This is a genomic window from Arthrobacter sp. TJ-236 (assembly GCF_058269235.1).
The window spans coordinates 1-25,431 of sequence record NZ_JBZCNI010000002.1; the positions used below are offsets into that span (position 1 = coordinate 1).

Here is a 25,431-nt window from a genome sequence, read left to right on the forward strand (position 1 = left end):
CCCACACCACCAGGTGCGGGGCCTCACCCCATTAACCCCCCAAACCACACCCGCGCCGGGCGGCCGCAGCCGCAGCAACGGACAAGTGAACGAGGCCAGGCTCGCGTCGCACCGTCTTCCGGGTCGCCTCGGGTCGCCTCGGGTCGCCTCGGGTTCCCCGGACCGGCGGTAGGGTCGGTGCATGAGCGATCTTTTCTCGCACCCCACCGCCGCCCCGAGTGCAGCAAGCGAACGCAGTGATCTGCGCGCATCCGTGACAGTGCCGGCCGAGTCCGAGCATGCCTGGGCCGGGCTCACCGAGCACCTGCATCTGTGGTGGCCCGCGAAGCAGCTGAGCCGATGGGGAGAGAGCAGCTTCTTCGACCTCGAGGGGAACGCGCTCGTCGAGACGTCCGCAGAAGACGACGAGAACGTGTGGGGCGAAGTGGTCGGAGGGAACCCCGGTGAGATGCTCGAACTGACCTGGCGCCACGTCGGGTCGGCATCGGTAACACAGCTGATTCTCGAGCTGTCAGCCGTGGCCCCGGCTCCTCAGGGGCACGGGGGCGCGGAGGAGATCGGTCGTGGGGAGGGAGCACCCGAGCGACCGGCTACGCATGAACCACACGACCTCACCGGATCGACACTCACCGTCACTCACCGTGGTTGGACGACTGAGGACGTACAGGAGGTCTATGACTTCTACGCGGAGTTCTGGCCCCTGGCGCTTATGCGCTACCAGCGCTTCATGGGGGGCGTATGAACGGGGCCGCTCTGCTGAGCGAACTCGAATCGACCCTGCCGGCCCTGGTCTCCACGCATGCCGACGACCTTCTCCAGTACTCACGCGACCAGGGCCCGGTCAGCGATCCAGTGCTTCCCCTTGCCGTCGTCCGCGCCCGGTGCGTCGAGGACGTGCAGTCTCTCCTTCGATGGGCGAACCGCAACGGGGTTGCCGTCGTCAGCCGCGGTGCGGGGTCAGGGGTATCCGGAGGGGCGCACGCCACCAGTAGGTGCGTGATCCTCTCCCTGGAGATGATGAACCGCATCATATCCATCAATGCCGATGACGAGACAGCGGTCGTCGAACCCGGCGTCATCAACGCGGAGCTGAACGACGCCGTCGCCGCCTCCGGTCTCATGTACGCCCCGGATCCAGCCAGCTACCGTTGGTCGACGATCGGCGGGAACGTGGCCACGAACGCCGGCGGGCTGCGCTGCGCCAAGTACGGAGTGACGCGCGACTCCGTTCTCGCGCTCGACGTCGTGCTCGCCGACGGCACATTGATCTCGACGGGGCACCGCACGTTCAAGGGCGTCGCCGGGTACGACCTGACGGCCCTGTTCACCGGATCCGAGGGCACGCTCGGCGTCATCGTCGGGATCACCGTGCGGCTCCGCTACCTCCCGCACGACGAGCACACGCTCGCTGCCTTCTTCGACGCCTTCCCGGCCGCGGCGGCGGGAGTCCTCGCGATCGGGCGGGCCCGTGTTCAACCGGCGATCCTCGAACTGCTGGACGGCCGCACGCTGGAAGCGCTGGACCAGGCGCACGGGTCGGATCTACGGACACGAGGTGGATCGCTCCTCCTGGTGCGCACGGACGGATTCGGTGCTGCAGCGGAGGCTGCCGTCATCCGGGCTGCTCTCACGGAGCTCGGTGGATCCGTCAGTGACGAGGGCTCGGAGGAAGCGGAACGGCTGGTCGATCTGCGGCGCCATAGCCGAGGTGATGGCGTCGACGATCAGTACCGGGTGGGTGAGGATGTCGCGGTACCGAAGTCGCAGCTGGTGCACTACGTCGCTGCCCTCGAATCGATGGCTGCTCGCCACCGAGTGCAGCTGAAGGTCGTGGCGCACGCCGGTGACGGGAACCTGCATCCCACGTTCTGGGTCGACAGCAGCGAGGGCCGCGACGGTCGGGACCGGTTGGAAGCCGCGCTGGATGAGTCGGTGCGGTCAGCCCTCGACCTCGGCGGGACCATCACCGGAGAACACGGTGTGGGCCAGTACAAGCGTCGCTGGTTGGCGTGGGAGCAGGGCCCCGAGGTCCTCGAGCTGCAACGGCGGATCAAGGACGTCTTCGACCCTCTCGGCACACTGAACCCGGGAAAGGCCATCGTCTCCTGATCGTTGCCGATGCCCTCCGCGTGCGCAGCTTTGCCCAGTGATACTCTTCAGGAAATTGCCGGAATTCGCCGGTCTTTCCACGACGTTCCTCGGGAGCAGCATGTCTGACAACACACCTGGATCGCAGGGCAGTACGCCCTACGGCCAGCAGAACCAGCCGCAGTACGGGCAGAATCAGCCCCAGTACGGATCGAACGACGCGCAGGGCCAACAGGGTACGTCGCCCTACGGTCAGCAGGGTACGTCGCCCTCCGGTCAGCAGGGCACGTCCCCGTACGGCAACCCCGGCGGTGGCAACTACCCCGGTCAGCAGGGCTACCAGGGTCAGCCGGCGGAGAATCCGGGCCGGACTCTCGGGATCGTCGGTTTCATTCTGGCAATCCTCATCGCCCCGGTCGGTCTGATCATCAGCATCGTCGCATTCGTGAAGTCGCGGAAAGCCAAGATGGGCAACGGTTTCGCCCTTGCCGGCATCATCATCGGTATCCTCTTCACGATCATCGGAGCGCTTCTGCTCGTCGGCCTCATCGCCTTGATTCCAGCGTTCACCGAGTTGGCCGAGCTGTGCCAGGGCGTGCCGAGTGGCACAGAGGTCGAGTTCCAGGGCACCACGCAGACCTGCCCCTGATCACAGCACCTGTTCACCCATACATGAAGGACCGGCAGCTCTGGCTGCCGGTCCTTCGTCGTTCCAGGGCTCCTCGCGGGCTTCGTCGGTAATCGCGTCCATTCGCACGGTGAGTGCGCGCCACGGCTGCGGCCCCGACCGTCCGCGCGGTGATCAGCTACCGGCCGCAGTAGGGCGAGCGATTGCGATGCATCTGTCGTCGGGTGATCGGACGCCACCCTGTGTCACCGCATCAAGGCGCTGGCCCGCTCGTCATCAACGTCATCGCACCCAGCTACATCGGCATGCGAAGTCGTGGGGACGGGCGCGGTCCTTCGAAGACCGACGACGGCGGCTGCGACCTCCCGCCGCGGGGATCCGGACGTCAGTTGTCGGCGTACTCGGAGTCCTCGTCGATGCCGATGGTCCGGGCATCCGCGGTCAGCATGATCTCGGCCTCGTCGCGCCGGTGCCGTAGTTCGTCGTCGAGGTAGGACTGGACCGCTTCGGCCATGGGGACGTTCCGGTCCTCGCGCTCCGACATGTACCAGCGGTGTTCGAGGACCTCGTGCACCACCTCCGCGGGCTCGAGCTTGCCGCCGAGCTCGCGCGGGACGGCCCGGACGATCGGCTCGAACACCTCATTGACCCAGAGGTGCGCGCTGAACTCCTCGTCGAGGCCCGGGTTGTGATCGGCACGGTAGGCGTCCATGTCGTTCAGGAGCCGCCGGGCCTGGTTCTCCTGGGCATCCAGGCCGGTCAGGCGCAGGAGCCTTCGGCTGTGGTGGCCGGCGTCGACGACCTTCGGCTGCAGCTGGATCTGGGTACCGTTGACGGCCGTCTTGATGGCGTACTCCTCGACGTCGAAGCCGAGTTCGTTGAGGCGGCGGATACGAGCGCCGACCCGCCACCGTTCGCCGAGTTCGAAGGACTCCTTCTCCGTGAGCTCGGTCCACAGCCGCCGGTAGCTGTCCATGATGAGTTCGCTCGTGGCCAGCGGATCCACCTTCTCCTCGATCAGGCCGCCCTCGGCGAGGTCCATCAGCTCCCCGGCGATGTTCACGCGGGCTATCTCGAGGTCGTACTCGCGTTGCCCGGTGGAGAGCTCGGGGTACAGCTCACCCGTCTCGGCGTCCACGAGGTAGGCGGCGAAGGATCCCGCGTCGCGGCGGAACAGCGTGTTCGAGAGGCTGACGTCACCCCAGTAGAAACCGATGAGGTGCAGCCGGACGAGCAGCAGCGCCTGGGCGTCGATGAGGCGTGTGAGGGTGTCGCGGCGGAGCGTCTGGGAGAACAGTGCCCTGTACGGGAGCGAGAACTTCAGGTGCCGCGTGACGAGGACGGGATCCAGCTCCTCGCCCTCGGCCGTGGTGCGCCCGGAGATCACGGCGACGGGCTCCACGCAGGGCACATCCAGCCGCTGCAGCTTCCGCAGCATGTGGTACTCGTGCCGGGCGATGTGCTCGCTGGTCTCCTTCACGGCGATCACGGACCCACCGAGGTGTGCGAACCGGACGATGTGCCGGGAGATGCCGCGGGGAAGGGCGGCGAGGGCGCTCGCCGGCCACTGCTCCAGCGCGACGTGCCAGGGGAGGTCGAGCAGTTCGGGGTCCGTGGCTGCTGCGGTGATGTTCAGCGAGCCGAGGCTCGGCCCCTCCGACGACGCCGGCCGGACCCGGGGCAGTTTGCCGGCCTGGTCGTAGTCGGTGGGCTCGTCATGCCACTGCGCGTTCGACGTCTCGGTCATGGTGGTGCCTCCGGTCGGGGCGGGAAGAAGGGCCTGCTTCAAGCGTGGATGCGCTCAACGAGAAGCGGTGGCGCCTCCCGGGCATCGGGCGATGCGGGGGAGACGCCACCGACGTCGTCGTGCGTGGTTGTCCGTGAGGACTAGACCGTCTCGGCCAGGCGGAGCCCGCTCGAGGTGTCGAACAGGTGCACGTGGCCCTGCTCGGGGCGGACGAACACGGTGTCGCCCTTCATCGGTGGGCGGCGCCCGTCGACGCGGACCACCATGTCGTGGTCCTTGCCGTCCAGGGAGGTGTGGCCGTAGATGTACGCGTCGGCGCCGAGCTCCTCGACGACGTCGACCTCGACCGGCAGTCCCTCACCGGTCGCGGAGACGACGAGGTCCTCGGGCCGGACACCCAGCGTGACCGTGTTGCCGGCTGCGGCGTCCAGGACGCTGCCGGGGACCGGGTACACGATCCCACCGAAGATGACGCCGCCGTCGGCGACGGGCAGCTCGAGCAGGTTCATCGCGGGGGAGCCGATGAACCCGGCGACGAAGACGTTCTTCGGGCGCTCGTACAGGTTGCGGGGGGTGTCGACCTGCTGCAGGATGCCGTCCTTGAGCACGGCGACGCGGTCACCCATGGTCATGGCCTCGACCTGGTCGTGCGTGACGTAGACCGTGGTGACGCCGAGGCGGCGCGTGAGCGACGCGATCTGTGTGCGGGTCTGGACGCGGAGCTTCGCATCGAGGTTGGAGAGGGGCTCGTCCATGAGGAAGACCTGCGGGTTACGCACGATCGCGCGACCCATCGCGACGCGCTGGCGCTGACCACCGGAGAGGGCCTTCGGCTTGCGGTCGAGGTAATCCTGCAGGTCGAGGAGCTTCGCGGCCTCGCGGACACGCTCGGCACGCTCCTCCTTCGAGACGCCCGCGATCTTCAGGGCGAAGCCCATGTTGTCCGCGACCGACATGTGGGGGTACAGCGCGTAGTTCTGGAAGACCATCGCAATGTCGCGATCCTTCGGGGGAACGTCGGTGACGTCACGGTCACCGATGAGGATGCGGCCGGAGTTGACGTCCTCGAGGCCTGCGAGCATGCGCAGTGAGGTCGACTTCCCGCAACCGGAGGGGCCGACGAGGACGAGGAATTCGCCGTCGGCGATCTCGATGTTCAATCCGTCGACGGCGGGCTTCTCTGTGCCCGGGTACAGGCGCGTGGCCTGGTCAAACGTTACCGTTGCCATGGTGTTGGTTCCTTTTCACGGGCAGGTACGTGCCCGACGATCCGTAGTGAATGGAAGATATTCAGTTGTGGTGCGCGACCTGCCAGCAGTACCGGTGACATCGGTCACGCACCAGTAGTATGACATGCCGACCTCCGGTCAGACCTGTTCGGTGCGCATCCGTTCGAGTTCCTGCAGGACGTCGGCGAACTCCTCGAGGGTTCCGACGGTGAACCGGGCGGCCGTGGGGCCGGGGCCGACGCGGATCCCGACGTCCTCGCCCGCGAGGGTCCGAAGGGCATGCTCGTCCGTGACGTCGTCGCCGGCGAACAGCACCGCCGTCGCGCCACAGGCCTCACGCAGCACCGCGAGGCCCTGGCCCTTGTCCGCGGCCAGCACCGAGATCTCGAGCACGCGTTTGCCGTCCGTGACCCGCAGTCCGTCGATCAGGGCGAGTTCCGCGCGGGCCGCCGCGACGGCCGCGTCCGCGACGTCGTCGGCCGCCGTGCGCGTGTGCAGGACCACCCCGGCCGGTTTGAACTCGATCCGCGTGCCCTCGTGCGCCGCGACGACCTGCTCCACCGCCGCGACCGCCCGGGCCGCGAGATCCTGCTGCTCGCCGGTCAGGGTGAGCGGTTCGGCGTCGGGGCCGAGCCACGTCTCCGCCCCGTGGCTACCGACCAGCAGCGTGGCGGCCGGCGGATCGGCGACCGCACGGAGACTGTCCAGTGCCCGCCCGGAGAGGAGCGCCGTCGTCGTCCGCGGCAGGCCGGCCAGGGCGCGGAGGGCAGCGGCCGACGACGGGAGCGCGCGGGCGTCCTCGGCGTGCGGCACGAGCGGCGCGAGCGTCCCGTCGAAGTCGAGCGCGACGAGCAGGTGGGGCGTCCGTGCCAGCGTGCAGAGCGCGGACGTCAGCCCGGGGTCACGCGCCATGGCCGGTGCCACCCGACTGCAGTGCGTTCAGGAACGCTTGCGACCAGCGTTCGACGTCGTTGTGCACCACCTGGCGACGCATGAGCCGCATGCGGCGCATCGCCTCGGTGGTGGGCATGGACAGGGCGGAGACGATGGCGCTCTTCAACCCGTCGATGTCGTGGGGGTTGATGAGGATGGCCTGGCGCAACGTATCCGCGGCGCCCGCGAACTCGCTGAGGACGAGGACCCCTGTGTTGCCGGTCCGCGCCGCGACGTACTCCTTGGCCACGAGGTTCATGCCGTCCCGGAGCGCCGTCACGAGCATGACGTCCGCCGCCAGGTACAGGGCCACCATCTCCTCCACGGGATAGCTGTGGTGCAGGTAGCGGATGGCGGTGTTCTTCATGGTGTCGTGGGTGCCGTTGATCCGGCCCACCGTGCCCTCGATGTCCTCGCGCAGCAGCCGGTACTGCTCCACGCGCTCGCGGCTCGGGCTGGCCACCTGGATGAGGGCGGCGTCCTCGACCGTGATCGCGCCGTCGTCGAGCAGTTCCGCGTACGCCTTGAGCCGGTGGCCGATGCCCTTCGTGTAGTCGAGGCGGTCGACGCCGAGGAGGATGTGCTGCGGATCGCCGAGCTCCCGGCGGATCTCCTTCGAGCGCTCGATCACGTCGGGGCGCCGGGCGAGGTCGGCGATGGACTCGGTGTCGATGGAGATGGGGAAGGCGTCCGCTCGCGAGACGTAGCCGGGAGTGCCGTCGTCGCCCGGTGGTACCTGCACCTGCTGGGCCTTGATGGTGAAACCCGTGAAGCGGCGGACGCAGCGCAGGAAGTTGCTGGCGTCGCTGGGGCGCTGGAAACCGATGAGGTCCGCGCCCAGCAGACCCTCGATGACCTGGCGGCGCCAGGGAAGCTGCGCGTAGATCTCCAGGGGCGGGAAGGGGATGTGGTTGAAGAACCCGATCTTGAGGTCGGGCCGGGCCTGCCGCAGCATCCGCGGGACGAGTTGCAACTGGTAGTCCTGCACCCACACGGTGGCGCCCTGGGCCGCGACGGACGCGGCCGCCTCGGCGAACCGTTCGTTCACGCGCCGGTACGAGTCCCACCACGTGCGGTGGAACTCGGGCGAGGCGATGACGTCGTGGTACAGCGGCCAGAGCGTCGTGTTGGAGAAGCCCTCGTAGTAGAGCTCCACCTCCTCCGCGCTGAGCGGCACCGGCACCAGGCGCATGTTCGCCTCGTCGAACGGTTCGAGGGTCTCGTCAGGGGCGCCGTGCCAACCGACCCACGCGCCGTCGGCCTTCGCCATCACGGGGGCGAGCGCTGTCACGAGGCCGCCGGGGGAGCGGCGCCAGGAACTCTCCCCGTGCTCGTCGACCACGCGGTCCACCGCCAGCCGGTTCGAGACCACGATGAAGTCGAAGGCACCGTACGCGCCCTCGCTGGTGAAGGACGCGTCCACGCCCGGCGTGGTCGAGGGGTGTACTGCAGTCACAACTGGCTCCATCGCGCGGGGGGTGGGTCGTGTCCCGACTCTATCGGGTGAGGTAGACCCCGGCAGGGGTGGGCCTGCCCGGAAGCGCGACGCCGGGGTGATTTCCGGCCCCCGCAGGCGCTGGGCTACCCTTGGTGAGCGCTCGACGTCCCGTTCGGGACGGCGGCGCCGCCTGGCTGTGCCAGCGCGCCTCCTTAGCTCAGTTGGCCAGAGCACCGCTCTTGTAAAGCGGGGGTCGTCGGTTCGAATCCGACAGGGGGCCCGGATGCTCCTCTTGCGCAGGTCAGGCGGAGGTGCGGTCGGGTTGGGACGGCTCGTGATCGTCCGATTCCCTGAGCCGCGCCGGACGACGGAACATGCGCTCGTCGATCTCCGCGTTCCTGCTCATCCCCATGACCCAGACGACGATCAGGGCGATGGCGGCGAGCCACACGACGACGACGACGCACACCACGAGCGCGATCTGCAGGACCGTCATGGTGCTCCTTCCAGCGTCGGGCAACCACGGCCGCTTCGGTGCGGGTGCTCCATTGTCCCAGAGACGACGTGCGCTGTCAGTCTCCGCGCGCGGCCCCGAGGTCCTCCCTCATCATCCTCAACTGTTCGTGCACCGCCCGGAGTTCCGCGCGGAGGTCCGCCTCGCCCGCCTCGACCTCCGCGGCCGTCTCCGCCGCCACGCTCTCCACGAGCCAGGACGCGAGGGACGCCGTGACCACCCCGAGGACCGCGATACCCCGACCATCAGTGCGGCGGCGACCAGCCGTCCGGCGAGGGTGACCGGGTACTGGTCGCCGTACCCGACGGTGGAGATGGTGGTCATGGCCCACCAGAGTGCGTCACCCATGGTTGCGATGTTCGCCTCCGGGTCCGCGCGGCGGACACCGCACTCGCGGGATTGCGGGAGTCCATGGGTACGGCCGGCCGATCGTCCTCCGGCGACTAGGGCCGGGCGGCACCTCGGATGCGCCGTACCGGACGCGCTGCACGACGCCGAGCGGCCGTCCGCTGCGTCGGATACGCCCGGCGTCGGCTGCGCCGCGTGCGTCCGGCCTCGAGGATGTCAGAGCTGCCGCACCGCCTCCAGGACGGTCTGCACCTCCGTGCGGGAGGTGTAGTCCACCTGCACGTCCACGAAGCGGACCGTCCCCGTGGCGTCGACCACGAGGACCGTGGGGAACGGCACCCCCGGTGTGCCGTCCGCGTTGTTGTCCGCGACCTCGAAGCCGAGTTCGGTGTGCGCGCTGCGGGCCTCGGCGCTCGGCGCGGTGACGATACCGAGGCCCGCAGCGAGGACGTTGGCCGGATCCGACAGGACGGTGAAGCCGAGGCCCGCGGAACTCACCGTGTCCGCCGTGCGGTCAGGGTGCTGAGGGCTGATCGCCACCAGCCCGACACCCTGCTGGGTCAGCGCCGGGAGGAGGTCGGCCTGGTAGGTCTTCAACGTGATGTTGCAGTAGGGGCACCAGGCCCCCCGGTAGAACACGAGGACCGCGGGGGCTCCGGCCAGCACTGTCGAGAGATCGGCGACGGAGGCGTCGGCGGTGAGCAGGGAGGCCTCGGGCAGCGCGTCCCCGACCTTCACGACGCCGTCGGGCAGGCCCGCCGCCCGCAGGTCCTCCTGCTCACCGGCGAAGGTCCGGGCGAGCACGGGCCCGATCTGCGCGTCGAAGCCCTCGTTGAACTCTGCGATCTGCGTCTCGATGCTGGTGGTCACGGTGATCTCCTTCGTGCGACGGGGCGGAGGGTCTGGGGTCGGTTCTGCTCCCGACCCTAGGGTGCCCTCCTGCGAGAGCCACGTGCCCCGCGTCATAGACCGACACAGACCCCGGCGCCCGGTGAGGATCACGCGCCCCGGTGGCACGCAGCGGTCCCGCGTCAGCGTAGCGCCAGCCGGTGCAGCTCCACCTCGAGCGCGCCGTCGGCGAAGGTGCCGGTCATGAACGTGCAGAACGGCTGACGGCGACGGTCCGTGGGTGAGCCCGGGTTGAGGAGCCGGAGGCCGCTGGGCGCGGTGGTGTCCCAGGGAATGTGGCTGTGGCCGAACACGAGGACGTCCACGTCGGGGTACAGGGCCGCCATGCGTGCTTCGCGGCCCTGCTTCTGGCCGGTTTCGTGCACGACGGCGAGCCGGACACCGTCGAGCTCCGCCCGCGCGACGAGGGGCAGGCGCTCGCGTAGTTCGTCGCCGTCGTTGTTCCCGTAGCAGGCGATCAGCCGGCCCGATCGACGTTCGAGGTCGTCGAGCAGCGCGGGCTCGACCCAGTCACCCGCGTGGACGACGACGTCCGAGGCGTCGACGGCCGACCACACCTCGTCGGGCAGGCGCCGGGCCCGTGTGGGCAGGTGCGTGTCGGCCAGGAGTGTCAGGGTGAGCGGCATGAGGACATTCTGCGGCGCACCTCCGCCCGCCCGCACCGGCTCCGGCCGTCCGTGACAAGCGAAGGGCGCTGTGCCATGCTTCACTAAGCACACTTACTATTCGCCCGAGCGATCAGGAGGATCCCCATGCGCATCGACAAGTCCCAGATCATCGACCTGCTGAAGAGTCAGGGCAAGAACGACCACGCCGACCAGGCGCAGTCCGAACTGCCCGACCAGGTGGATCCGGAGCAGCACTCGGACCTGCTGGTGAAGTTCGGCATCAACCCGAAGGACCTCCTGGGGAAGATCCCCGGGCTCGGTGGCTTCGGAGGCTAGAACCATGCGGCGCACGCGCGCCGTCCACGAGCAAGGGAGTCAGCAATGGACATGAACCAGACCATCCTGATCGTCGTCGGGATCGTGGTGCTCCTCGCCATCATCGCGGCGGTGGCACTGCTCGCGAAGAAGCGCGGGACGGCGCAGCGGAAGCGCCAGGAGGAGCACGACCGGCACCGGGCGGCGGAGATGCGCGAGCAGGCCCGGTCCACCGAACTCGAAGCCCGTGAGCGTGAGGCCAAGGCCTCGATGGCCGAGGCCGAGGCCCAGCAGGCAGAGGTCCAGGCCGAGCGGCTGCGCCAGCAGGCCCAGGAACGCCAGACCGATGCACAGGGTCTGCGGGAGGAAGTGACCCATCATCACCAGGAAGCGGACAGCGTCGATCCCGACGTCGCGGCCGACCACGAACCCCGCCGAGGGCACTGAACGGTCCGATGACGCGACGCAGCACGGGACGGTCACGATGAGATCCTCCGAGACGGTCGTGATCACCGGTGCCTCCAGCGGGATCGGGCGGGCGACCGCGCGGCTGTTCGCGACATCCGGAGCACACCTCGTGCTCGCCGGACGGGACGCCGGGACCCTGGAGGCCGTGGCCATCGAATGCCGCGCGGCAGGCGCGGAGGTGATCACGGTCGCCACCGACGTCGGATCCGAGGCCGACGTCGGACGGCTCGCCAACGCGGCCCTCGCGGCGTTCGGGCGGATCGATGTCTGGGTGGGCAATGCCTCCCTGTACAGTTTCGGCACGTTCGAGCAGACGCCATCGGAGGTCTTCGACCGGCTCATCCAGGTGAACCTGCTGGGTCAGGTGTACGGGGCGCGAGCGGCGCTCGAGGTCTTCCGCCGGCAGGGCACCGGCACGCTGGTGTCGGTCGCGTCCGTGTACTCACGCATCACCTCGCCCCTCGTGGGCCCCTACATCACCAGCAAGTTCGGCCTCCTCGGCTTCCTCGAGGTGCTGCGCATGGAGCTGGCCGACACACCGGACATCAACGTCTGTGCCGTCCTGCCGGCCACGATCGACACCCCCATCCATCAGCACGCCGCGAACTTCACGGGCCGCGCCGTCCGTCCCCTTCCTCCGGTGACGGACCCGGAGCGGGTGGCGAAGGCCATCCTGAAGGTCGCTCGACGGCCACGCCGCGTGACGCAGGTGGGGCGGGTGCAGTCGGCTGCGGTCTATGCGCGGGTCCTTGCGCCGGCATTGTACGAACGCGTGATGGCGCGGGCCTTCCCGGCGATCGCACTGAAGCGCACCACTCTTCCCGTCAGTACGGGCAACCTGTTCGAGCCCGACCGCACCGTCACCGGCGAGACGGGCGGCTGGCGTCTGCTGGCGCGGACGCATCGAGGCGCGCGCCCGCGGCCCTGAGGTACATCGGGGGCGCAGGCGAGTGTGGCCGGCGCCCTCGATGAACCCGAACGGGTTACCGGCTGACGACCACGTGCTCGTTCGGCACGCAGTGCGTCATCGTGAGGCCCGAGACGTCTCGCGGCCCGTTGTTCCCGAGGTTGTTCAGGCGCAGCATTTCGTCGTCGGACAGGGTCTGGCTGGCAAGCGGCGCCAGGTCCCTGATCTCGTCGAGCCCGATGCCCAGACCGTCGCCCACACGGGCTCCCAGTTCGTCGTCGACGAGGTAGAAGTGCCAGACCATGCGTTCCTGCACGGCGCGTGCCGCCTGCCCGATCAGCGTGACGAAGTTGCCCACGAGGTCGTCCTTCTCCCATTGCTCCAGCAGCTGGTAGCGCTGGCCGGCCTGCAGGTAGTCGTTGGTGAGGGGGATGCGCTTGCGCGTCAGCCGCCCGTGGATCTCGGGGCCCTGGTCGTCGTGCGTGGGGTACTCACCCTCGCGGAGGCCGCCGGTGATGGAGGGCTCGTAGTTGACGTGGGGGTTCTGCCCGGGAGCGAGGTCCCTCGCGTAGGACATCTGCCCGCCGCTCTGGTTCGTGTGGACGGGCGCGTTCTTCGCCGAGTTCACGGGCAGCTGCAGGTAGTTCGGGCCCACGCGGTAGCGCTGGGCGTCGCTGTAGCTGAAGGTGCGGCCCACGAGCATCTTGTCGTCCGAGAAGTCCAGTCCGTCCACGAGCACGCCGGTGCCGAAGGAGATCTGCTCGTTCTCGTTGTGGTGGTCCGAGACGTTCCGGTTCAGGGTCATGGTGCCCACGAGCTTCGGCTCGAAGTCCTGCTCGGGCCAGGTCTTCGTGTCGTCGAGTGGGTCGAAATCGAGCTCCGGGTGGTCGCGGTCCTCCATGAGCTGCACGTACAGGTCCCACTTCGGGTAGTCGCCGCGTTCGATCGCCTCGAAGAGGTCCTTCGAGGCGTGGCCGAGGTCGGTCGCCTGGATGTTGGCGGCGTCTTCCTCGGTCAGGCTCTTCACGCCCTGCTGAGGCTGCCACGTGTACTTCACGAGCCTGGTGTCGCCGTCGGCGTTGACCCATTTGTAGGTGTTGACGCCGAAACCCTGCATGTGGCGGTAGTCCGCCGGGATGCCGCGCGGGCTGAAGAGGTTGACGAGCATGTGCATCGACTCGGGGGTCTGCGACATGAAGTCGAAGATGCGCGCGGGTTCCTGCCGGAACGTGATGGGGTCCGGCTTCAGGGAGTGGATGACGTCGGGGAACTTGATGGCGTCGCGGATGAAGAACACGGCGAGGTTGTTGCCCACCAAATCCCAGTTGCCGTCCTCCGTGTAGAACTTCACGGCGAAGCCACGGGGATCCCGCGCGGCTTCGGATGAGTCCCGACCACCGATGACCGAGGAGAAGCGGATGGCGACGTCGGTCTTCTTGCCGGGCTCGGAGAAGAGCTTGGCCCGGGTGTAGGTGGCGATCGGCTCGTCACCCCAGGTGCCGGTGGCCTCGAAGTCCCCGTAGGCGACGAACCCGCGGGCGTGGACGACACGCTCCGGGATGCGCTCGCGGTCGAAGTGGGTGATCTTCTCGAGGAACTGGTAGTTCTCGAGGGTCGCCGGACCCCGGGCCCCGACCGTCCGGGAGTTCTGGTTGTCGTAGACCTGGTGGCCCTGTCGGTTGGTCAGGACGGGACGATCGTCCCCTTCGGCGGGCGGCTGGCTGGCGACATCGGTCATGAGAATCTCCTCACAGCGGACTCTTGACGGGCGCGGTGGCGCGGGATGGTCCGGAGCATCCCGCAGGCACTTTCGACGCTACCGAAGCCTCCGATGGTCAGCAACCTTGGTATTCACTCGACGACGTCCACGAACACCGGGTTCGCGTAGAACCACGTGTCCAGCCACGGGTCCGCCTCGACGGTGCCGCTGCCGTGGCGCTGCGGACCGGAGGGATCCACAGCGGCCCCGTGGTACCCGGCCCCGGTGCGGTTCCCGTCGCTGCCGCGGACGCGGAGGTAGAAGGGCCCTGCCACGTCCCGGAAGACGTGCGTCATGGTGGTGACTCCGCTGGTGCCGGAGACGTCGAACTGCCGGGTCACGGTCGTCCCGGGCGCGCGGAGGGCGTCGCGGTCGCTGACCGGTCCGGTCACCGGCCCGCTGATGACGTCGACGTGCGCGACGCGCGGCAGGATCCCAGCCGCATTGCGGTAGCTGGTCGGCGAGAGGGTGATCGTCAGCTCGACGTCGGAGCCCCGCCGCACCTTCAGGCGCGAGCCGAGCGTTACGCCGTCGGCCGCCCTTCCCTTGACCGGCTTCCCGTTCTTCTTCAGCTCGCGGACCCTGACCTCCAGGCCGGCGAGGAGATGGCCGTGGTCCACCCACATGCGGCCGCGGCGCATCGCGTCCAGCACTGCGGCGTAGGTCCTCTCGGTGACACCCGTGTGGAGCCGGCTGAATTGGCCCGGCCAGAAATCGCTGCCGCCCTGGGGCTGCCCCGTCTCCACCGGGTCGGGGCGCCGCCCCTCGACGCTCCAGCGGTCGAACTCGCTGGGCAGGCTGAGGTACGGCTCCCGTGCGGGGTACAGGCCGGTCCGGAGCGTGTCCTTGAGCGTGAGGTGGTTGTCGGAGTTCGTGGTGATCCAGAACGGCAGACCCTCGGCCAGGAGCGAGTCCCACACGCCGCCGACCGTCGCCGTCGCCCAGTCGAAACCGCCGTAGGGGCGATAGGCGTCCGCGGGGAACCCGGGGAAGCTGTACTGGCTCGGTGCGTTGGTGTACTCGCCGCGCTGATCGCCCGGCACGGTGTTCTGACTGATACCGCTGCCCTGCGCACCGGGCGCGCCCTCCATGCCGATCATCACGTCGCGGGCGGCGTCGCGCCAGGCCCGCAGTTCATGGGGCGAGTCGATGCCGAGGCGCAGGGGATGGTTGGCGAGGACGACGACGTCGTCCACGTAGCCCGTGCGGCGCTGCTCCGCGAGCCAGGCGATCGCCTCGACCGCCTTGCGCTCCGCGGAGCCCTCCTCGGGCGAGCCCGGGGCCGGCTTCTCCCAGCGGTTGAGCTTCCCGTCGAACACCAGCTCGAAGGTGCGCAGCAGGTCCACCTCGTGCACGCCGGGGGCCACGAGGACGGACGCGTGCTCCGCTGCCGGGATGTACCACTCGAGGCCCTGGAAGATCAGGAGCTCGGGGTGGAGGGCGCGCTGGGCGAGGATCTCCCTATTGGACTCGACCACTCCGCCGTTGTTCGCGTGCCCGAAGTTCGCGTGCTCCGTGAAGGCGAGCCAGTCGACCCCGTAGCGGCGGGCCTGCTGCAGTTGCTGCTCGATGCGGTACTTCGCGTCGTGGCTGTACTGCGTGTGCACGTGATGGTCACCGACGAGCCATGTGAGCTGCGGATCGCCCGCGGCGGCCGGTCCGTTGCCGTTGCCCGGAGCGGCGACGGCGGCTGCCGGCGTCAACGAGGCACCGGCTGCGGCGAGCGCTGCTGCGGACCGCAGGACCGTGCGTCGGTCCCAGCCGATCCCCGCGAGCTCCCGGTCCGCCGCCGCGACGTCGTGCGTTCCGGGGGTGGTCAGGTCACTGCTGCACATGGGGGTCCTCGCTGCCGGGGGGGTGGGCCCCCGAGCCTAGGCAGCCCGGATGACGCGCACATGAACCGCGGGCGAACGCCGTCCGAGGGTCAGCGGTCCGCCTCGTGCGCGGCGTAGCGATCGAGCAGGGCGGCCCCACCGTGGTCGGATCACCCTGCGAGGGCCCACCGCATGGCCTCGAGTTTCGCCGCACCTGCGGGGAACCGTGGGAGGAGGGGGACGTCGGGGTCGGTCACGACCTCGAGCACGAACGGGCGGTCGGCGGTGACGGCACGCTCCCACGCGCCCGCCAGACCCGCGGGGTCCGTGACCCGGACGCCGTCGAGACCGAGCAGCCGACCGTAGGCGGCGGCGTCGACGTCGGGTAGGGACTGGCTGGCCTCGAACTGCGGCTCGCCCTCCATCTCGCACTGCTCCCACGAGACCTCCGTGAGGTCCCCGTTGGTGAGCACGCACACCACGAACCGTGGGTCCTGCCACGTCCGCCACAGCGAGGCCACCGTGACGAGTTCGGCCGACCCGCCATCTGCTGGGCGCCGTCGCCCGTGAGGACGACCACGGGCCGCTCGGGCCGCGCGAGCTTCGCCGCGATGCCGTACGGGACACCCGCGCCCATGCAGCCGAGCGTGCTCGACAGATGCGCGGGGGCGCCGCGCGGCAGCCGGAGCTGGCGGGCGTACCAGTAGACGCACCGGCTGCCCGCCGGGAATACGAAGGACACTGACGGTCCATCACCGGGGAGCAGTCCAGGAAAGCGGCGGAAAAGCGTCACCGGGGCGTGAAAAACCCTCGGCAGGCATGGGTCGGGGCGGGTAGCGTGAAGGCATGATCACCGTTCCCGAGAACTTCCCGCCGTCCTACATCCGTTTCCTCGAGGCCCAGGACGAAGGCTTCGCCGAGACGGTCCTCATGGTCATGAAGCAGTCGGTGGCCGAGGGCAAGCACGGCATCCTGATCAGCGACCAGGCCGTGGACCGGGGTGCCGAGACCTCGAAGGAGGTCCCCTTCGGGGAGATCGTCGTCGGGACCCGCTGACCGGCATCGCCGCGCCCGAGGTGAACCTCCCCGCCGGGAAGTGACGACGGCAGCGCACTCACGACGGCAGCCCGGGGAGGACCCCAGCACGGAGAAGAAGCGCCGACCCGAGGGGTCGGCGCTTCTTCCATGGGCGGCTCTGTCGGCGGGACGCCGTCACCGTCCGGGGGTCACGGTCCGGGAATCACTGGCCGGGTTCCATCTGGTCATCGGAGTCGGCGCCCTCGGCCGGGTCCTCGGGGTGCACCCTGATGTCCGCCGGGTCCGCGTCGGTGTCCCCTTCGGCAGGGGACTCGTTGTGGATCCGGTCGTCGTTCACGTTCTCCGACATGCGCTCGTCCTTTCGGTTCCGGGGAACGGCGGCTCCCTCACCGGCAGTCTACGGATCACCGTCGGGCGGGGAGGGTCCGGAATCTGCACGTGACGGCAGATGGTCAGCGTGCTTACCATCGAGCCATGGACGGAACATGCCCCTTTACGGCCGCCGGCGGCGGTGCGCGTTCGGCACTCCCCGCGCTGGTGGGGCTGGTGTCCATGGGGTTGGCCTGCGCCGCACATGTCCTGTCCGGCGGCGTGCTGCCCAACGTGCCCATCCTCTGTGGCCTGGCGGCGTTGTCGGCGCTCACGGCAACCGTCGTCGCGCGCCTGGCGCTTCCCGGGTGGGCCGTGATGCTCGCGCTGGGCGCCGCTCAGCAGGTGCTGCACTGGCTGCTCGGAGGACTGGCCGGGGCAGCGTCGTCGTCGTACGGTCCAGCCGGCACGGCGGACCACCACGGGGGCGCGGTGCCCGTGGGAGGGGCGGCAGCCGGGGGTCATTCGCCCGAGATCATGCTCATGCTCCACACGCACCTCGCCGTCGCACTGCTGATCGGCTGGATGGTGGTGCGGGCTCCACAGCTCGCCCGGTGGACGGATCGTCGCCGGAGCGGGCGGACCGCCGACGCAGAGGAAGGCGCCCCCGTCTGACGGGGACGCCCTCCGGCTGCGAGCTGCTCTACCGGACGGTGCTCTTCGCGTCGTCGTAGAACGGGTAGTCGATGTAGCCCTCGGGACCCTCCGAGTAGAACGTCGAGGGATCGGGCTCGTTCTCGGGAAGGTTCTCGTGCCACCGCCGCGCGAGATCGGGGTTGGCGATGGCCGGGCGGCCGACGACGACGGCGTCACCCACACCGTCCTCGAGGATCGAGATGGCCTCGTCGCGGTTCGTGATGACGCCGAAGCCGCTGTTAATCAGGACGGGCCCGGCGAACCGACGGCGCAGGTCCTGCACCAGCTCGCCCGTCGGGTCGGCGTGCAGCACGCTGAGGTAGGCGAGTCCGAGGGGCGCGATGGCGTCCACGAGCGCGCCGTACGTGGTGTGGACCTCCGCCGCCTCCGTCTCGAGCGCGTCCTGGATGTTGTGCTCGGGCGAGATGCGCAGGCCCACCTTTCCGGCGCCCACCTCGGCCGCGACGGCGGTGACGAGCTCGATCACGAACTGCGCGCGCTTCTCGGGTGAGCCACCGTAGGAGTCCTCGCGGTGGTTGGACCCCGGCGAGAGGAACTCGTGCAGCAGGTACCCGTTGGCGCCGTGCAGCTCGACGCCGTCGAACCCGCCCACCTCGATGGCCCTCCGCGACGCGGTGACGAAGTCGTCGATGACGCCCTGGAGCTCCTCGCCCTCGAGGGCGTGCGGCACGGGATAGGGCTGCTTGCCCTTGCTGGTCCTCGTGGTGCCGTCGATCGCGATGGCACTCGGTGCCACGACCTCGTACCCGCCGTTGGTGTCGGGGTGCGTGACCCGGCCGGCATGCATCACCTGGGCGACGATGCGTCCGCCGTCGGCATGCACCGCATCGGTGACGCGCCGCCACCCGGCGAGCTGCTCGTCCTCGACGAGGCCGGGCTGGCCGGGGAAGCCCTGGCCCGCGTGGCTGGGGTACGTGCCCTCGCTCACGATCAGACCGAGGGAGGCGCGCTGGCGGTAGTGCTCGACGACGATGTCGCCGGGCACGCCGGCCTCACCGGAGCGCACGCGCGTGAGCGGCGCCATGACGACGCGGTTGGGGAGTTCCAGTGAGCCGAGCGTGAGGGGGGAGAACAGTTTCATGAGGCCTTCTTCCGACGGAGGGTTGTCCTACCGGGCGGTAACCGGGCCGCCGGGGGAGCTATTCCGTCTGTGGCGGGTGTCACGCGCCCGGTATCCGGCCCGCATCGGCGGGGGCAGGGCGCCGGCAGGATGGTCGCGGCGCGACGGCGGTGCCACACTGATCCTGGCCGCGCAGGGCGGCCTCGGCTCGGACGGGTGGTGCGCGTGCGTGAGATCAGGATGTCCTCGGCGTCGGGTCGGTGGATCCTCGTGGCGACGGTGCTCGGTTCCGGGATCGTCGGGATCGACGCGACGGTGGTGAACGTGGCCCTCCCGACCATCGGGCAGGACCTCGGTACCGGCTTCGGAGCCCTGCAGTGGATGGTCACCGCCTACACCCTCACGCTCGCCTCCTTCATCCTGTTGGGCGGGGCGCTCGGCGACAGGTACGGGAGGCGCCGGGTGTTCGTCGTCGGGGTCGTCTGGTTCGCGGTGGCGTCCCTCCTGTGCGGGGTGGCTCCCGACGCCGGAACGCTCATCGCGGCGCGCGCCCTGCAGGGCATCGGCGGTGCGCTCCTGACCCCGGGCAGCCTCGCGATCATCCAGGCGTCGTTCTCGGGGGAGGACAGGGCGCGGGCCATCGGTGCGTGGTCCGGGCTGGGAGGCGTGGCCACGGCCATCGGGCCCTTCCTCGGTGGATGGCTCGTCGAGAGCGTGTCCTGGCGGTGGGTGTTCCTCATCAACGTGCCCCTCGCCGCCGTGGTGGTGTGGATCGCTGCGCGGCACGTGCCCGAGTCCCGGGACGTCCGCGCGACGGGCCGGCTGGACATCCCGGGGGCCGTGCTCGGGGCGGTCGCCCTCGCCGGGGTCACCTACGCGCTCATCGAGGCACCGACACGCGGCGCGGGCGCTCCGGGCGTGATCGGCGCCGCGGTGGTCGGGCTCGCGGCGGGGGTCGCCTTCCTCGTCGTCGAGGCACGCGTGCCGAACCCCATGCTGCCCCTCGCCGTCTTCAGGAACCGTCAGTTCAGTGCGGCGAATGCCGTCACGTTCGTCATCTACGCGGTGTTCGGCGGCATCTTCTTCCTGCTCGTGGTGCACCTGCAGGTGGTCGCCGGTTTCGGCCCTCTCGCATCGGGCACGGCGATGCTCCCCATCACGGCCCTGATGCTGGTGCTCTCGCCGACCGCGGGGGCGCTGGGTGCTCGCATCGGCCCGCGGCTCCCGATGGCCGTCGGTCCCCTGATCTGCGCCGTCGCGCTGGTGCTGATGCTGCGGATCGGTCCGGGAGCCTCGTACGTCGTGGACGTCCTGCCCGCGGTGATCGTGCTGGGCCTCGGATTGTCACTCCTCGTGGCGCCGCTGACCTCCACGGCGCTGTCCGCAGTTCCCGAGCACCAGGCCGGGCTCGCCTCGGGGGTGAACAACGCCGTGGCCCGTGCGGCCGGTCTGATCGCGATCGCCGTCCTGCCGTCCGCGGCCGGATTGACCGGCGACGCCTACGACGACCCGGCCGTGTTCGCCGCCGGCTTCGACGCCGCGTGCCTGATCGGCGCCGTGCTCCTGGTGATCGGCGCGCTCCTCGCGGCAGTCACCATCCGCAATACCGCCGCCATCCCGGGCCGCGCCGGCTCCGGTGGCTCCGCCCTCGGAGCCAGCGTCGATCGACCCGGTCACTGCGCCGTCGACGGGCCGCCACCCGCTCCCGCTGCGCTGCGGCTCTCGCGGTCCGACGACGTCCACGCGCGCGGCGCCGACGGTGCCGGTGAGCCCACCGGGACGGACACGGCTCCCCGCGCCTAGGGGCAGACCGTGCCGGTCCCCGGCACGACGAAGCCCCGGGAGGTGGCTCCCGGGGCTTCGTCGTGCATCAGGGCGCGGGCGCTACCTGATGTCCTCCTGGTCCATCGCGTTCAAGGGGGACCCGCCGCGGTTGGCCGGGTCGTCGCTGGCGTCGACCTCGTCGTCCTCCATCATGCCGAAGTCGACGTCGGCCGCTGCCTGGCCGATCATGGGTACCTCCGGCGGAAGCTGCTCGTCGCCGTGTTCGAAGCGCGCCTCGGCGGTTTCTTCGCGGAGCGTCTCATCGCTGAGGATGCCCTCCTCGCCCGTCTGCGTGACGCCGTTCTCGTCGTCGCCGCTCTCGTTAGTCTCGATCCCGTCCTCGCCGCTCGCGTTCACGCCCGGCTCGTCCTGCAGCAGGGGATCCTCCTGCCAGCGGTCCGGGTTGAGTTCGGCCGCGTCCGCGTAGGCGTCCGGCTGGCCCTCGAGCACGGGGTCGAAGCCCTCGGGTGCCAGGGAGTCGTTCGGCACCTCGGGGTTCTCGCCCACGATGGTCAGCTCTTCATCGGGAAGGTTCTCGGTCATCGTCTTCTACCTTTCGTCGGGCTGTCACATCGTCAATCATCAGCCTACTGATCATCGGGTCGCGGCGACAATCCGTCGTCGCCCGAGGCGGACTCCGCCCGTCAGACGTGGTCGCGCCAGCTGTGCTGCGGTTCGAAGCCGAGCACCCGCCTGGCCTTCTCGATCGACAGCAGCGTCTCGTGCTCGCCGACCTCACGGGTGACCTCGACGCCGGGGAACACCTCCGCGGCGAGATCCGCGCTGGCGCGGCTCATCACGGTGTCCGCGGCGGCGATGACGAAGCGGTCGAAGCCCGGACCTGCGTTCTCCAGGGCCTTCAGCACGGACTGCGCACCATCCCGGCCGTCGATGTAGCCCCACAGGTTCCACTTGCGGGCCAGGGGGTCGGCATCGAAGGAGGGGAACTCCGCGTAGTCCTCGGGGTTCATCACGTTGGAGAACCGCAGCGCCGTGATGCTGAGCTCCGGGTCCCAGCGCGTCAGTTCGATCGCGAGCTGCTCCTCGAGGTGCTTCACGAGGGAGTAGGTGCTCTCCGGCCGTGCCGCGTACTCCTCGTCCACGGGGATGTAGGGGGGAGGGGTGTCGAACGGCAGCCCCAGCACCGTCTCGCTGGAGGCGTAGACGATCTTCCGGATGCCCGCCCGGCGGCTCGCCTGGAACACGTTGTAGGTGGCGATCATGTTGTTGTGGAACGTCGCGGCGTCCGCCTGCAGACCCGCAGCGGGGATGGCACCGAGGTGCACCACGGCGTCGAGCCCCTGGTGCGTGTCGTCCACGCTCTGGAAGGCGTCCACCACCTGGCCGTAGTCGCGCAGGTCGATCCTGACGAAGGAGGGGCTGCGCTCGCCGTACTGGTCCAGTTCGATGACGGTGTGGCCGGCGTCGCGCAGCCCGCGCACCACGCTGCGGCCGAGTTTGCCGTTGGATCCCGTGACCGCGACGGTGAGCCCGCTGCTCATGGTGGCCATCAGGCGGGCCGCTTCTCGGGGGAGACGGTCTTCGCGACGTCGGTCTCGGCGAGGTCGCCGATCGCCTCGTCGATGGCCTTCAGGACGTCGGCCTCCAGCGTCACGCCCGCTGCGGCCGCGTTGGACTCCACCTGTTCGGGTCGCGAGGCGCCGATGATGGCGGATGCCACGTTCGGGTTCTGCAGCACCCACGCGATGGCGAGCTGCGCCATGGTGAGGCCCACGCCCTCGGCGATCGGGGCGAGCTTCTGCACGCCGGTCAGCACCTCGTCACTCATCCACCGCTTGATCATGTCGGCGCCGCCCTTGTCGTCGGACGCACGCGTCCCCCGCTCCGGCTGCTGGCCCGGCTGGTACTTGCCGGTCAGCACGCCCTGGGCCACGGGGGACCAGACGATCTGCGAGAGCCCCAGTTCCTCCGACGTGGGGACGACCTCGCCCTCGATGACCCGCCACAGCATCGAGTACTGCGGCTGGTTCGAGATGAGCTGGAAACCGAGCTCCTTCGCGAGGGCGTGGCCGTCGCGGATCTGCTGCGCGTTCCACTCACTGACGCCGATGTACAGCGCCTTCCCCTGGCGCACCACGTCGGCGAACGCCTGCATCGTCTCCTCGAGCGGCGTCGCGTGGTCGTAGCGGTGCGCCTGGTACAGCTCCACGTAGTCCGTCTGCAGGCGCCGCAGCGACCCGTCGATCGACTCCATGATGTGCTTCCGCGAGAGCCCGACGTCGTTGTGTCCCTTGGGGCCCGTGGGCCAGTAGACCTTCGTGAAGATCTCCAGCGACTCGCGGCGCTCGCCCTTCAGCGCCTCGCCGAGGACGGTCTCCGCGGCCGTGTTCGCGTAGGCGTCCGCAGTGTCGAAGGTGGTGATGCCGACGTCGAGGGCGGCGCGTACGCACCGCGTGGCGACGTCGTTCTCCACCTGTGAGCCGTGGGTCAGCCAGTTGCCGTAGGTGATCTCCGAGATCTTGAGTCCGCTGTGTCCGAGGTGTCTGAAGTCCATAGCGCGATGCTAGCCCGGTCCGGTGCTGCGGCGGTAGGTCACCTCAGGCAACCAACGTCCCCGCCCGCCGCCGTGCGGCGGTGCGGAGGGCTGACGTAGACTCGATCACCATGACCATCCGCCTTGCGACGCCTGACGAGCGTGCCCGCTGGAACACCCTGATCGCCCGTAATCCGGATGGCGGGAACGTGATGCAGGGGCAGGAGTTCGCCGAGCACAAGCGTGTCACGGGGTGGACGCCGGTGTACCTGATGGCCGGCGACGTCGCCCTCGCGGTGCTGCAGAAGACCGTCCTCCCGCTCGGCCGGTACTGGTACGTGCCGAAGGGGCCCGGCGTCCACGACGTCGACGCACTGCTCGCCCTGCTGCCGCAGCTGAAGGCGTTCGCTGCCGGTCGCGGCGTGTTCGGTATCCGGCTTGATCCGGAGCTCCCGGCCGACGCCGCGGTGGCGCTGGGCGACGCGGGCCTGGTGCGCACCACGAACGTGCAGCCCAACGTCTCCACGGTGGTCCTCGACATCTCCGGCGAGCTCGACGCGATCGAGGCCTCCTTCGGCTCGAAGACCCGCTACAACATCCGGGCGGCCCGGAAGGCCGGCGTCGAGACGCGCGTGGTCGAGGTCGACGACGAGACCTGCGCCCTCTTCTACCGCCTGCTCGCCGAGACGGCGGAGGGCAGCTTCTCCATCCGGAGCGAGGAGTACTACACGGGGTTCTGGCAGCGCCACGCACGTGCCCAGACGGGGGCCTTCCTGTTCGCCTCCGTGGACGGCGAGGTGGTGGCGGCCGACTTCCTCATGGTGCTCGGGGCGAAGGCGAGCAGGAAGGACGCCGCCAGCACCCGCAAGCGCACGGTCCGCGGCGCCAGCGCCCTCCTCGAGGTGGCTGCCATCGAATGGCTGAAGGCGCGCGGTGTGACGGAGTACGACCTCTGCGGTGCCCCGCCGTCGAGCGAGGCCAAGAACAAGGACCACGAGCACTACGGCATCGGGATGTTCAAGACAGGCTTCAACTCCACCATCACGGACTTCGTGGGCACCTTCGACCTGCCGGTCGCGCCGCTCCGGCACCGCGCCTGGCTGCGCATCGTCGAGCGGGTGGCGCTGAAGGTGCACCGCGTGCGCCACCACGAGAGCTGGTACTGAGCATGGCGACCTTCACGGCACGTGCGGCGACGGCGGAGGAGGTGGGGCGCTGGGACGAGCTCGTCACGGCCAACCCGCTCGGCGGGAACATGCTGCAGTCCGCCCCGTTCAGCCGGCTGAAGCAGCGGCAGGGCTGGCACCCCATCCACCTTGCCGTCGAGGGCGAGGCCTACACGAGCTACGTCATCGCCTATGAGCGTTCCGTGCCGCTGCTCGGAGCGCTGTGGTACCTCATCAAGGGGCCGGACACCGCGACGTTCGAGGAGGTGCCCGGCTTCGTCGACGCCGTCGTCGAGTACGCGAGACGCCGGCGCGACCGCGTGTTCGCCGTCAAGATCGAACCCGATTTCCCCGACACCGAGGAACTGCGACGCACCTTCACCGACGCGGGACTCGTCAAGACGTTCAACATCCAGGCGAACGACAGCACGGCGATCCTCGACCTCGGACCCGACGAGAACCAGGTGCTGCGGAACCTCTCCTCCCGCGGACGTAATGCCGTGCGTCGCGCACTCCGGGACGGCGTCCAGGCCAGGCGCGTGGAGCCCACCGAGGAGACGTACCGCACCATGTACGCGCTGATGGGCCAGGCACAGCAGGGCCGCCTCTCCGTGGTGCCGCGACCCTTCGAGTACTACCGCGCGTTCTGGCAGGAGTTCGTCGACGCCGGCATGGGCCGGTTCTACTTCGTCCACGAGGACGGACGGCCCTCGGTCGGTGCCTTCGTGATCCTGTACGGCAGGAAGGCGACCTACAAGGACGGCGGCTCGCTGCCCAACCGGAAGCAGTACGGGGACTCGCACCTCGTCCAGTGGGAGGCGATCCTCGACATGAAGCGTCTCGGTGCGGTCGAGTACGACTTCTGCGGGACGCCCCCGGCCGATCGGCTCAAGGACAAGGACCATCCCCAGTACGGACTCGGGATGTTCAAGACGAGTTTCACCAAGACTGTGACGGACTTCGCGGGTTGCTACGACGCCGTCGTCCGCCCCCGCACGTATCGTGTGTGGCATGCCGTGGGGGAGCGCGTGGCGCGCCAGATCCACTGGCGACGACACCGGCAACCCTTCTACTGACAGGTCCGGCAGGACCACGGGCCCGCCGGGCCCACGCATGAG

27 protein-coding genes, 1 tRNA gene and 2 pseudogenes are annotated in these 25,431 nt (G+C 69.5%); 12 read left to right on the plus strand and 18 right to left on the minus strand.

Annotation, left to right across the window (positions count from 1 at the left end; genetic code table 11):
* The first annotated feature begins 181 nt into the window (after positions 1 to 181).
* The 3 genes from AC4D16_RS08695 to AC4D16_RS08705 all read left to right on the plus strand — a co-directional run bounded on the left by AC4D16_RS08695 (position 182) and on the right by AC4D16_RS08705 (position 2,737).
* A complete protein-coding gene (locus AC4D16_RS08695) occupies positions 182 to 742 on the plus strand; it encodes an SRPBCC family protein (protein WP_490954693.1) in 561 nt (186 codons plus the stop codon).
* Positions 739 to 2,109, plus strand: a complete 1,371-nt coding sequence (locus AC4D16_RS08700) for an FAD-binding oxidoreductase (RefSeq protein ID WP_490954694.1) — start codon at positions 739 to 741, stop codon at positions 2,107 to 2,109. The genes AC4D16_RS08695 and AC4D16_RS08700 overlap by 4 nt, the downstream gene beginning before the upstream one ends.
* A gap of 100 nt (positions 2,110 to 2,209) precedes the next feature.
* Complete coding sequence (locus AC4D16_RS08705) at positions 2,210 to 2,737, plus strand: hypothetical protein (protein WP_490954695.1); 528 nt, start codon at positions 2,210 to 2,212, stop codon at positions 2,735 to 2,737.
* Between the two features lie 364 nt (positions 2,738 to 3,101).
* Here AC4D16_RS08705 and AC4D16_RS08710 read toward each other — a convergent pair whose 3' ends face one another.
* From AC4D16_RS08710 to AC4D16_RS08725, 4 genes are all read right to left on the minus strand, one after another.
* On the minus strand, positions 3,102 to 4,463 hold the full coding sequence (locus AC4D16_RS08710; RefSeq protein ID WP_490950633.1) for a DUF4032 domain-containing protein: 1,362 nt from the start codon (positions 4,461 to 4,463) through the stop codon (positions 3,102 to 3,104).
* Positions 4,464 to 4,603: 140 nt separating this feature from the next.
* Positions 4,604 to 5,692, minus strand: a complete 1,089-nt coding sequence (locus AC4D16_RS08715) for an ABC transporter ATP-binding protein (RefSeq protein WP_490950632.1) — start codon at positions 5,690 to 5,692, stop codon at positions 4,604 to 4,606.
* A 138-nt stretch (positions 5,693 to 5,830) separates the two neighbouring features.
* On the minus strand, positions 5,831 to 6,604 hold the full coding sequence (otsB, locus tag AC4D16_RS08720; protein WP_490954696.1) for a trehalose-phosphatase: 774 nt from the start codon (positions 6,602 to 6,604) through the stop codon (positions 5,831 to 5,833).
* A complete protein-coding gene (locus tag AC4D16_RS08725) occupies positions 6,594 to 8,081 on the minus strand; it encodes an alpha,alpha-trehalose-phosphate synthase (UDP-forming) (protein WP_490950630.1) in 1,488 nt (495 codons plus the stop codon). Before AC4D16_RS08725 ends, otsB begins: the two co-directional genes overlap by 11 nt.
* A gap of 188 nt (positions 8,082 to 8,269) precedes the next feature.
* Here AC4D16_RS08725 and AC4D16_RS08730 point away from each other — a divergent pair.
* A tRNA-Thr gene (locus AC4D16_RS08730) sits at positions 8,270 to 8,343 on the plus strand.
* Between the two features lie 21 nt (positions 8,344 to 8,364).
* Here AC4D16_RS08730 and AC4D16_RS08735 read toward each other — a convergent pair.
* From AC4D16_RS08735 to AC4D16_RS08755, 5 genes and pseudogenes are all read right to left on the minus strand, one after another.
* On the minus strand, positions 8,365 to 8,559 hold the full coding sequence (locus tag AC4D16_RS08735; RefSeq protein ID WP_490950629.1) for a hypothetical protein: 195 nt from the start codon (positions 8,557 to 8,559) through the stop codon (positions 8,365 to 8,367).
* 76 nt (positions 8,560 to 8,635) lie between these two features.
* Positions 8,636 to 8,797, minus strand: coding sequence for a hypothetical protein (locus AC4D16_RS08740; protein WP_490955205.1), 162 nt, complete (start codon positions 8,795 to 8,797; stop codon positions 8,636 to 8,638).
* Positions 8,798 to 8,871: 74 nt separating this feature from the next.
* Positions 8,872 to 8,925 (minus strand): annotated as a pseudogene (locus AC4D16_RS08745) (ion channel); the annotation flags it as partial.
* Positions 8,926 to 9,141: 216 nt separating this feature from the next.
* Entirely contained in the window at positions 9,142 to 9,795 is a 654-nt protein-coding gene (locus tag AC4D16_RS08750) for a peroxiredoxin-like family protein (protein ID WP_490954697.1), read from the minus strand.
* Between the two features lie 161 nt (positions 9,796 to 9,956).
* Positions 9,957 to 10,460: a metallophosphoesterase family protein gene (locus AC4D16_RS08755; RefSeq protein WP_490954698.1), complete on the minus strand. Its 504-nt coding sequence runs from the start codon at positions 10,458 to 10,460 to the stop codon at positions 9,957 to 9,959.
* 126 nt (positions 10,461 to 10,586) lie between these two features.
* Between AC4D16_RS08755 and AC4D16_RS08760 the strand changes: the two genes are divergently transcribed.
* The 3 genes from AC4D16_RS08760 to AC4D16_RS08770 are packed head-to-tail and all read left to right on the plus strand — an operon-like array spanning position 10,587 to position 12,153.
* Positions 10,587 to 10,778: a hypothetical protein gene (locus AC4D16_RS08760; protein ID WP_490950622.1), complete on the plus strand. Its 192-nt coding sequence runs from the start codon at positions 10,587 to 10,589 to the stop codon at positions 10,776 to 10,778.
* 45 nt (positions 10,779 to 10,823) lie between these two features.
* On the plus strand, positions 10,824 to 11,204 hold the full coding sequence (locus AC4D16_RS08765) for a hypothetical protein (protein ID WP_490950621.1): 381 nt from the start codon (positions 10,824 to 10,826) through the stop codon (positions 11,202 to 11,204).
* Positions 11,205 to 11,241: 37 nt separating this feature from the next.
* Positions 11,242 to 12,153 carry an SDR family NAD(P)-dependent oxidoreductase gene (locus AC4D16_RS08770; protein ID WP_490954699.1) on the plus strand — a complete coding sequence of 304 codons (912 nt, stop codon included), beginning with the start codon at positions 11,242 to 11,244 and terminating at the stop codon, positions 12,151 to 12,153.
* A 55-nt stretch (positions 12,154 to 12,208) separates the two neighbouring features.
* Here the strand turns inward: AC4D16_RS08770 and AC4D16_RS08775 are convergent, their stop codons facing one another.
* The 4 genes and pseudogenes from AC4D16_RS08775 to AC4D16_RS08790 form a co-directional block, all read right to left on the minus strand.
* Positions 12,209 to 13,870: a catalase gene (locus AC4D16_RS08775; protein WP_490954700.1), complete on the minus strand. Its 1,662-nt coding sequence runs from the start codon at positions 13,868 to 13,870 to the stop codon at positions 12,209 to 12,211.
* Positions 13,871 to 13,983: 113 nt separating this feature from the next.
* Positions 13,984 to 15,726: a PHP domain-containing protein gene (locus AC4D16_RS08780; protein ID WP_490954701.1), complete on the minus strand. Its 1,743-nt coding sequence runs from the start codon at positions 15,724 to 15,726 to the stop codon at positions 13,984 to 13,986.
* 149 nt (positions 15,727 to 15,875) lie between these two features.
* The gene (locus AC4D16_RS08785) at positions 15,876 to 16,226 is read right to left on the minus strand and encodes a thiamine pyrophosphate-dependent enzyme (protein WP_490954702.1); all 351 of its coding nucleotides are present in this window, start codon (positions 16,224 to 16,226) and stop codon (positions 15,876 to 15,878) included.
* An 80-nt stretch (positions 16,227 to 16,306) separates the two neighbouring features.
* A pseudogene (locus AC4D16_RS08790) lies at positions 16,307 to 16,498 on the minus strand (hypothetical protein); the annotation flags it as partial.
* 53 nt (positions 16,499 to 16,551) lie between these two features.
* Here AC4D16_RS08790 and AC4D16_RS08795 point away from each other — a divergent pair.
* On the plus strand, positions 16,552 to 16,761 hold the full coding sequence (locus AC4D16_RS08795) for a hypothetical protein (protein WP_490950617.1): 210 nt from the start codon (positions 16,552 to 16,554) through the stop codon (positions 16,759 to 16,761).
* A gap of 184 nt (positions 16,762 to 16,945) precedes the next feature.
* Here the strand turns inward: AC4D16_RS08795 and AC4D16_RS08800 are convergent, their stop codons facing one another.
* Positions 16,946 to 17,092, minus strand: a complete 147-nt coding sequence (locus AC4D16_RS08800; RefSeq protein WP_490954703.1) for a hypothetical protein — start codon at positions 17,090 to 17,092, stop codon at positions 16,946 to 16,948.
* Positions 17,093 to 17,217: 125 nt separating this feature from the next.
* Between AC4D16_RS08800 and AC4D16_RS08805 the strand changes: the two genes are divergently transcribed.
* Positions 17,218 to 17,727: a hypothetical protein gene (locus AC4D16_RS08805; protein ID WP_490954704.1), complete on the plus strand. Its 510-nt coding sequence runs from the start codon at positions 17,218 to 17,220 to the stop codon at positions 17,725 to 17,727.
* 28 nt (positions 17,728 to 17,755) lie between these two features.
* On the opposite strand, the gene AC4D16_RS08810 is transcribed toward AC4D16_RS08805, so the two are convergent.
* Positions 17,756 to 18,850, minus strand: a complete 1,095-nt coding sequence (locus AC4D16_RS08810) for an alkene reductase (protein ID WP_490950614.1) — start codon at positions 18,848 to 18,850, stop codon at positions 17,756 to 17,758.
* Between the two features lie 204 nt (positions 18,851 to 19,054).
* Here AC4D16_RS08810 and AC4D16_RS08815 point away from each other — a divergent pair, with 204 nt between their 5' ends.
* A complete protein-coding gene (locus tag AC4D16_RS08815; protein ID WP_490954705.1) occupies positions 19,055 to 20,632 on the plus strand; it encodes a DHA2 family efflux MFS transporter permease subunit in 1,578 nt (525 codons plus the stop codon).
* 81 nt (positions 20,633 to 20,713) lie between these two features.
* On the opposite strand, the gene AC4D16_RS08820 is transcribed toward AC4D16_RS08815, so the two are convergent.
* From AC4D16_RS08820 to AC4D16_RS08830, 3 genes are all read right to left on the minus strand, one after another.
* Positions 20,714 to 21,196 (minus strand): hypothetical protein, encoded by a 483-nt coding sequence (locus AC4D16_RS08820; protein WP_490950612.1) that lies wholly within the window; start codon positions 21,194 to 21,196, stop codon positions 20,714 to 20,716.
* A gap of 101 nt (positions 21,197 to 21,297) precedes the next feature.
* A complete protein-coding gene (locus tag AC4D16_RS08825) occupies positions 21,298 to 22,164 on the minus strand; it encodes an NAD-dependent epimerase/dehydratase family protein (RefSeq protein ID WP_490954706.1) in 867 nt (288 codons plus the stop codon).
* The gene (locus AC4D16_RS08830; RefSeq protein ID WP_490954707.1) at positions 22,164 to 23,168 is read right to left on the minus strand and encodes an aldo/keto reductase family protein; all 1,005 of its coding nucleotides are present in this window, start codon (positions 23,166 to 23,168) and stop codon (positions 22,164 to 22,166) included. The genes AC4D16_RS08825 and AC4D16_RS08830 overlap by 1 nt, the downstream gene beginning before the upstream one ends.
* Before the next feature lie 110 nt (positions 23,169 to 23,278).
* Between AC4D16_RS08830 and AC4D16_RS08835 the strand changes: the two genes are divergently transcribed.
* Both AC4D16_RS08835 and AC4D16_RS08840 read left to right on the plus strand, forming a co-directional pair.
* Positions 23,279 to 24,313 (plus strand): lipid II:glycine glycyltransferase FemX, encoded by a 1,035-nt coding sequence (locus AC4D16_RS08835; RefSeq protein ID WP_490954708.1) that lies wholly within the window; start codon positions 23,279 to 23,281, stop codon positions 24,311 to 24,313.
* A 2-nt stretch (positions 24,314 to 24,315) separates the two neighbouring features.
* Positions 24,316 to 25,389, plus strand: a complete 1,074-nt coding sequence (locus AC4D16_RS08840; RefSeq protein ID WP_490954709.1) for a lipid II:glycine glycyltransferase FemX — start codon at positions 24,316 to 24,318, stop codon at positions 25,387 to 25,389.
* The last annotated feature ends 42 nt before the right edge of the window (positions 25,390 to 25,431 follow it).

What these genes read in the sequence shown, in the direction of transcription:
- AC4D16_RS08695 (WP_490954693.1), top strand. Translation starts at nt 182, where the DNA reads ATGAGCGATCTTTTCTCGCACCCCACCGCCGCCCCGAGTGCAGCAAGC.
- AC4D16_RS08700 (WP_490954694.1), top strand. Translation starts at nt 739, where the DNA reads ATGAACGGGGCCGCTCTGCTGAGCGAACTCGAATCGACCCTGCCGGCC.
- AC4D16_RS08705 (WP_490954695.1), top strand. Translation starts at nt 2,210, where the DNA reads ATGTCTGACAACACACCTGGATCGCAGGGCAGTACGCCCTACGGCCAG.
- AC4D16_RS08710 (WP_490950633.1), bottom strand. Translation starts at nt 4,463, where the DNA reads ATGACCGAGACGTCGAACGCGCAGTGGCATGACGAGCCCACCGACTAC.
- AC4D16_RS08715 (WP_490950632.1), bottom strand. Translation starts at nt 5,692, where the DNA reads ATGGCAACGGTAACGTTTGACCAGGCCACGCGCCTGTACCCGGGCACA.
- otsB (WP_490954696.1), bottom strand. Translation starts at nt 6,604, where the DNA reads ATGGCGCGTGACCCCGGGCTGACGTCCGCGCTCTGCACGCTGGCACGG.
- AC4D16_RS08735 (WP_490950629.1), bottom strand. Translation starts at nt 8,559, where the DNA reads ATGACGGTCCTGCAGATCGCGCTCGTGGTGTGCGTCGTCGTCGTCGTG.
- AC4D16_RS08755 (WP_490954698.1), bottom strand. Translation starts at nt 10,460, where the DNA reads ATGCCGCTCACCCTGACACTCCTGGCCGACACGCACCTGCCCACACGG.
- AC4D16_RS08760 (WP_490950622.1), top strand. Translation starts at nt 10,587, where the DNA reads ATGCGCATCGACAAGTCCCAGATCATCGACCTGCTGAAGAGTCAGGGC.
- AC4D16_RS08765 (WP_490950621.1), top strand. Translation starts at nt 10,824, where the DNA reads ATGGACATGAACCAGACCATCCTGATCGTCGTCGGGATCGTGGTGCTC.
- AC4D16_RS08770 (WP_490954699.1), top strand. Translation starts at nt 11,242, where the DNA reads ATGAGATCCTCCGAGACGGTCGTGATCACCGGTGCCTCCAGCGGGATC.
- AC4D16_RS08775 (WP_490954700.1), bottom strand. Translation starts at nt 13,870, where the DNA reads ATGACCGATGTCGCCAGCCAGCCGCCCGCCGAAGGGGACGATCGTCCC.
- AC4D16_RS08780 (WP_490954701.1), bottom strand. Translation starts at nt 15,726, where the DNA reads ATGTGCAGCAGTGACCTGACCACCCCCGGAACGCACGACGTCGCGGCG.
- AC4D16_RS08795 (WP_490950617.1), top strand. Translation starts at nt 16,552, where the DNA reads ATGATCACCGTTCCCGAGAACTTCCCGCCGTCCTACATCCGTTTCCTC.
- AC4D16_RS08800 (WP_490954703.1), bottom strand. Translation starts at nt 17,092, where the DNA reads ATGTCGGAGAACGTGAACGACGACCGGATCCACAACGAGTCCCCTGCC.
- AC4D16_RS08805 (WP_490954704.1), top strand. Translation starts at nt 17,218, where the DNA reads ATGGACGGAACATGCCCCTTTACGGCCGCCGGCGGCGGTGCGCGTTCG.
- AC4D16_RS08810 (WP_490950614.1), bottom strand. Translation starts at nt 18,850, where the DNA reads ATGAAACTGTTCTCCCCCCTCACGCTCGGCTCACTGGAACTCCCCAAC.
- AC4D16_RS08820 (WP_490950612.1), bottom strand. Translation starts at nt 21,196, where the DNA reads ATGACCGAGAACCTTCCCGATGAAGAGCTGACCATCGTGGGCGAGAAC.
- AC4D16_RS08825 (WP_490954706.1), bottom strand. Translation starts at nt 22,164, where the DNA reads ATGGCCACCATGAGCAGCGGGCTCACCGTCGCGGTCACGGGATCCAAC.
- AC4D16_RS08830 (WP_490954707.1), bottom strand. Translation starts at nt 23,168, where the DNA reads ATGGACTTCAGACACCTCGGACACAGCGGACTCAAGATCTCGGAGATC.
- AC4D16_RS08835 (WP_490954708.1), top strand. Translation starts at nt 23,279, where the DNA reads ATGACCATCCGCCTTGCGACGCCTGACGAGCGTGCCCGCTGGAACACC.
- AC4D16_RS08840 (WP_490954709.1), top strand. Translation starts at nt 24,316, where the DNA reads ATGGCGACCTTCACGGCACGTGCGGCGACGGCGGAGGAGGTGGGGCGC.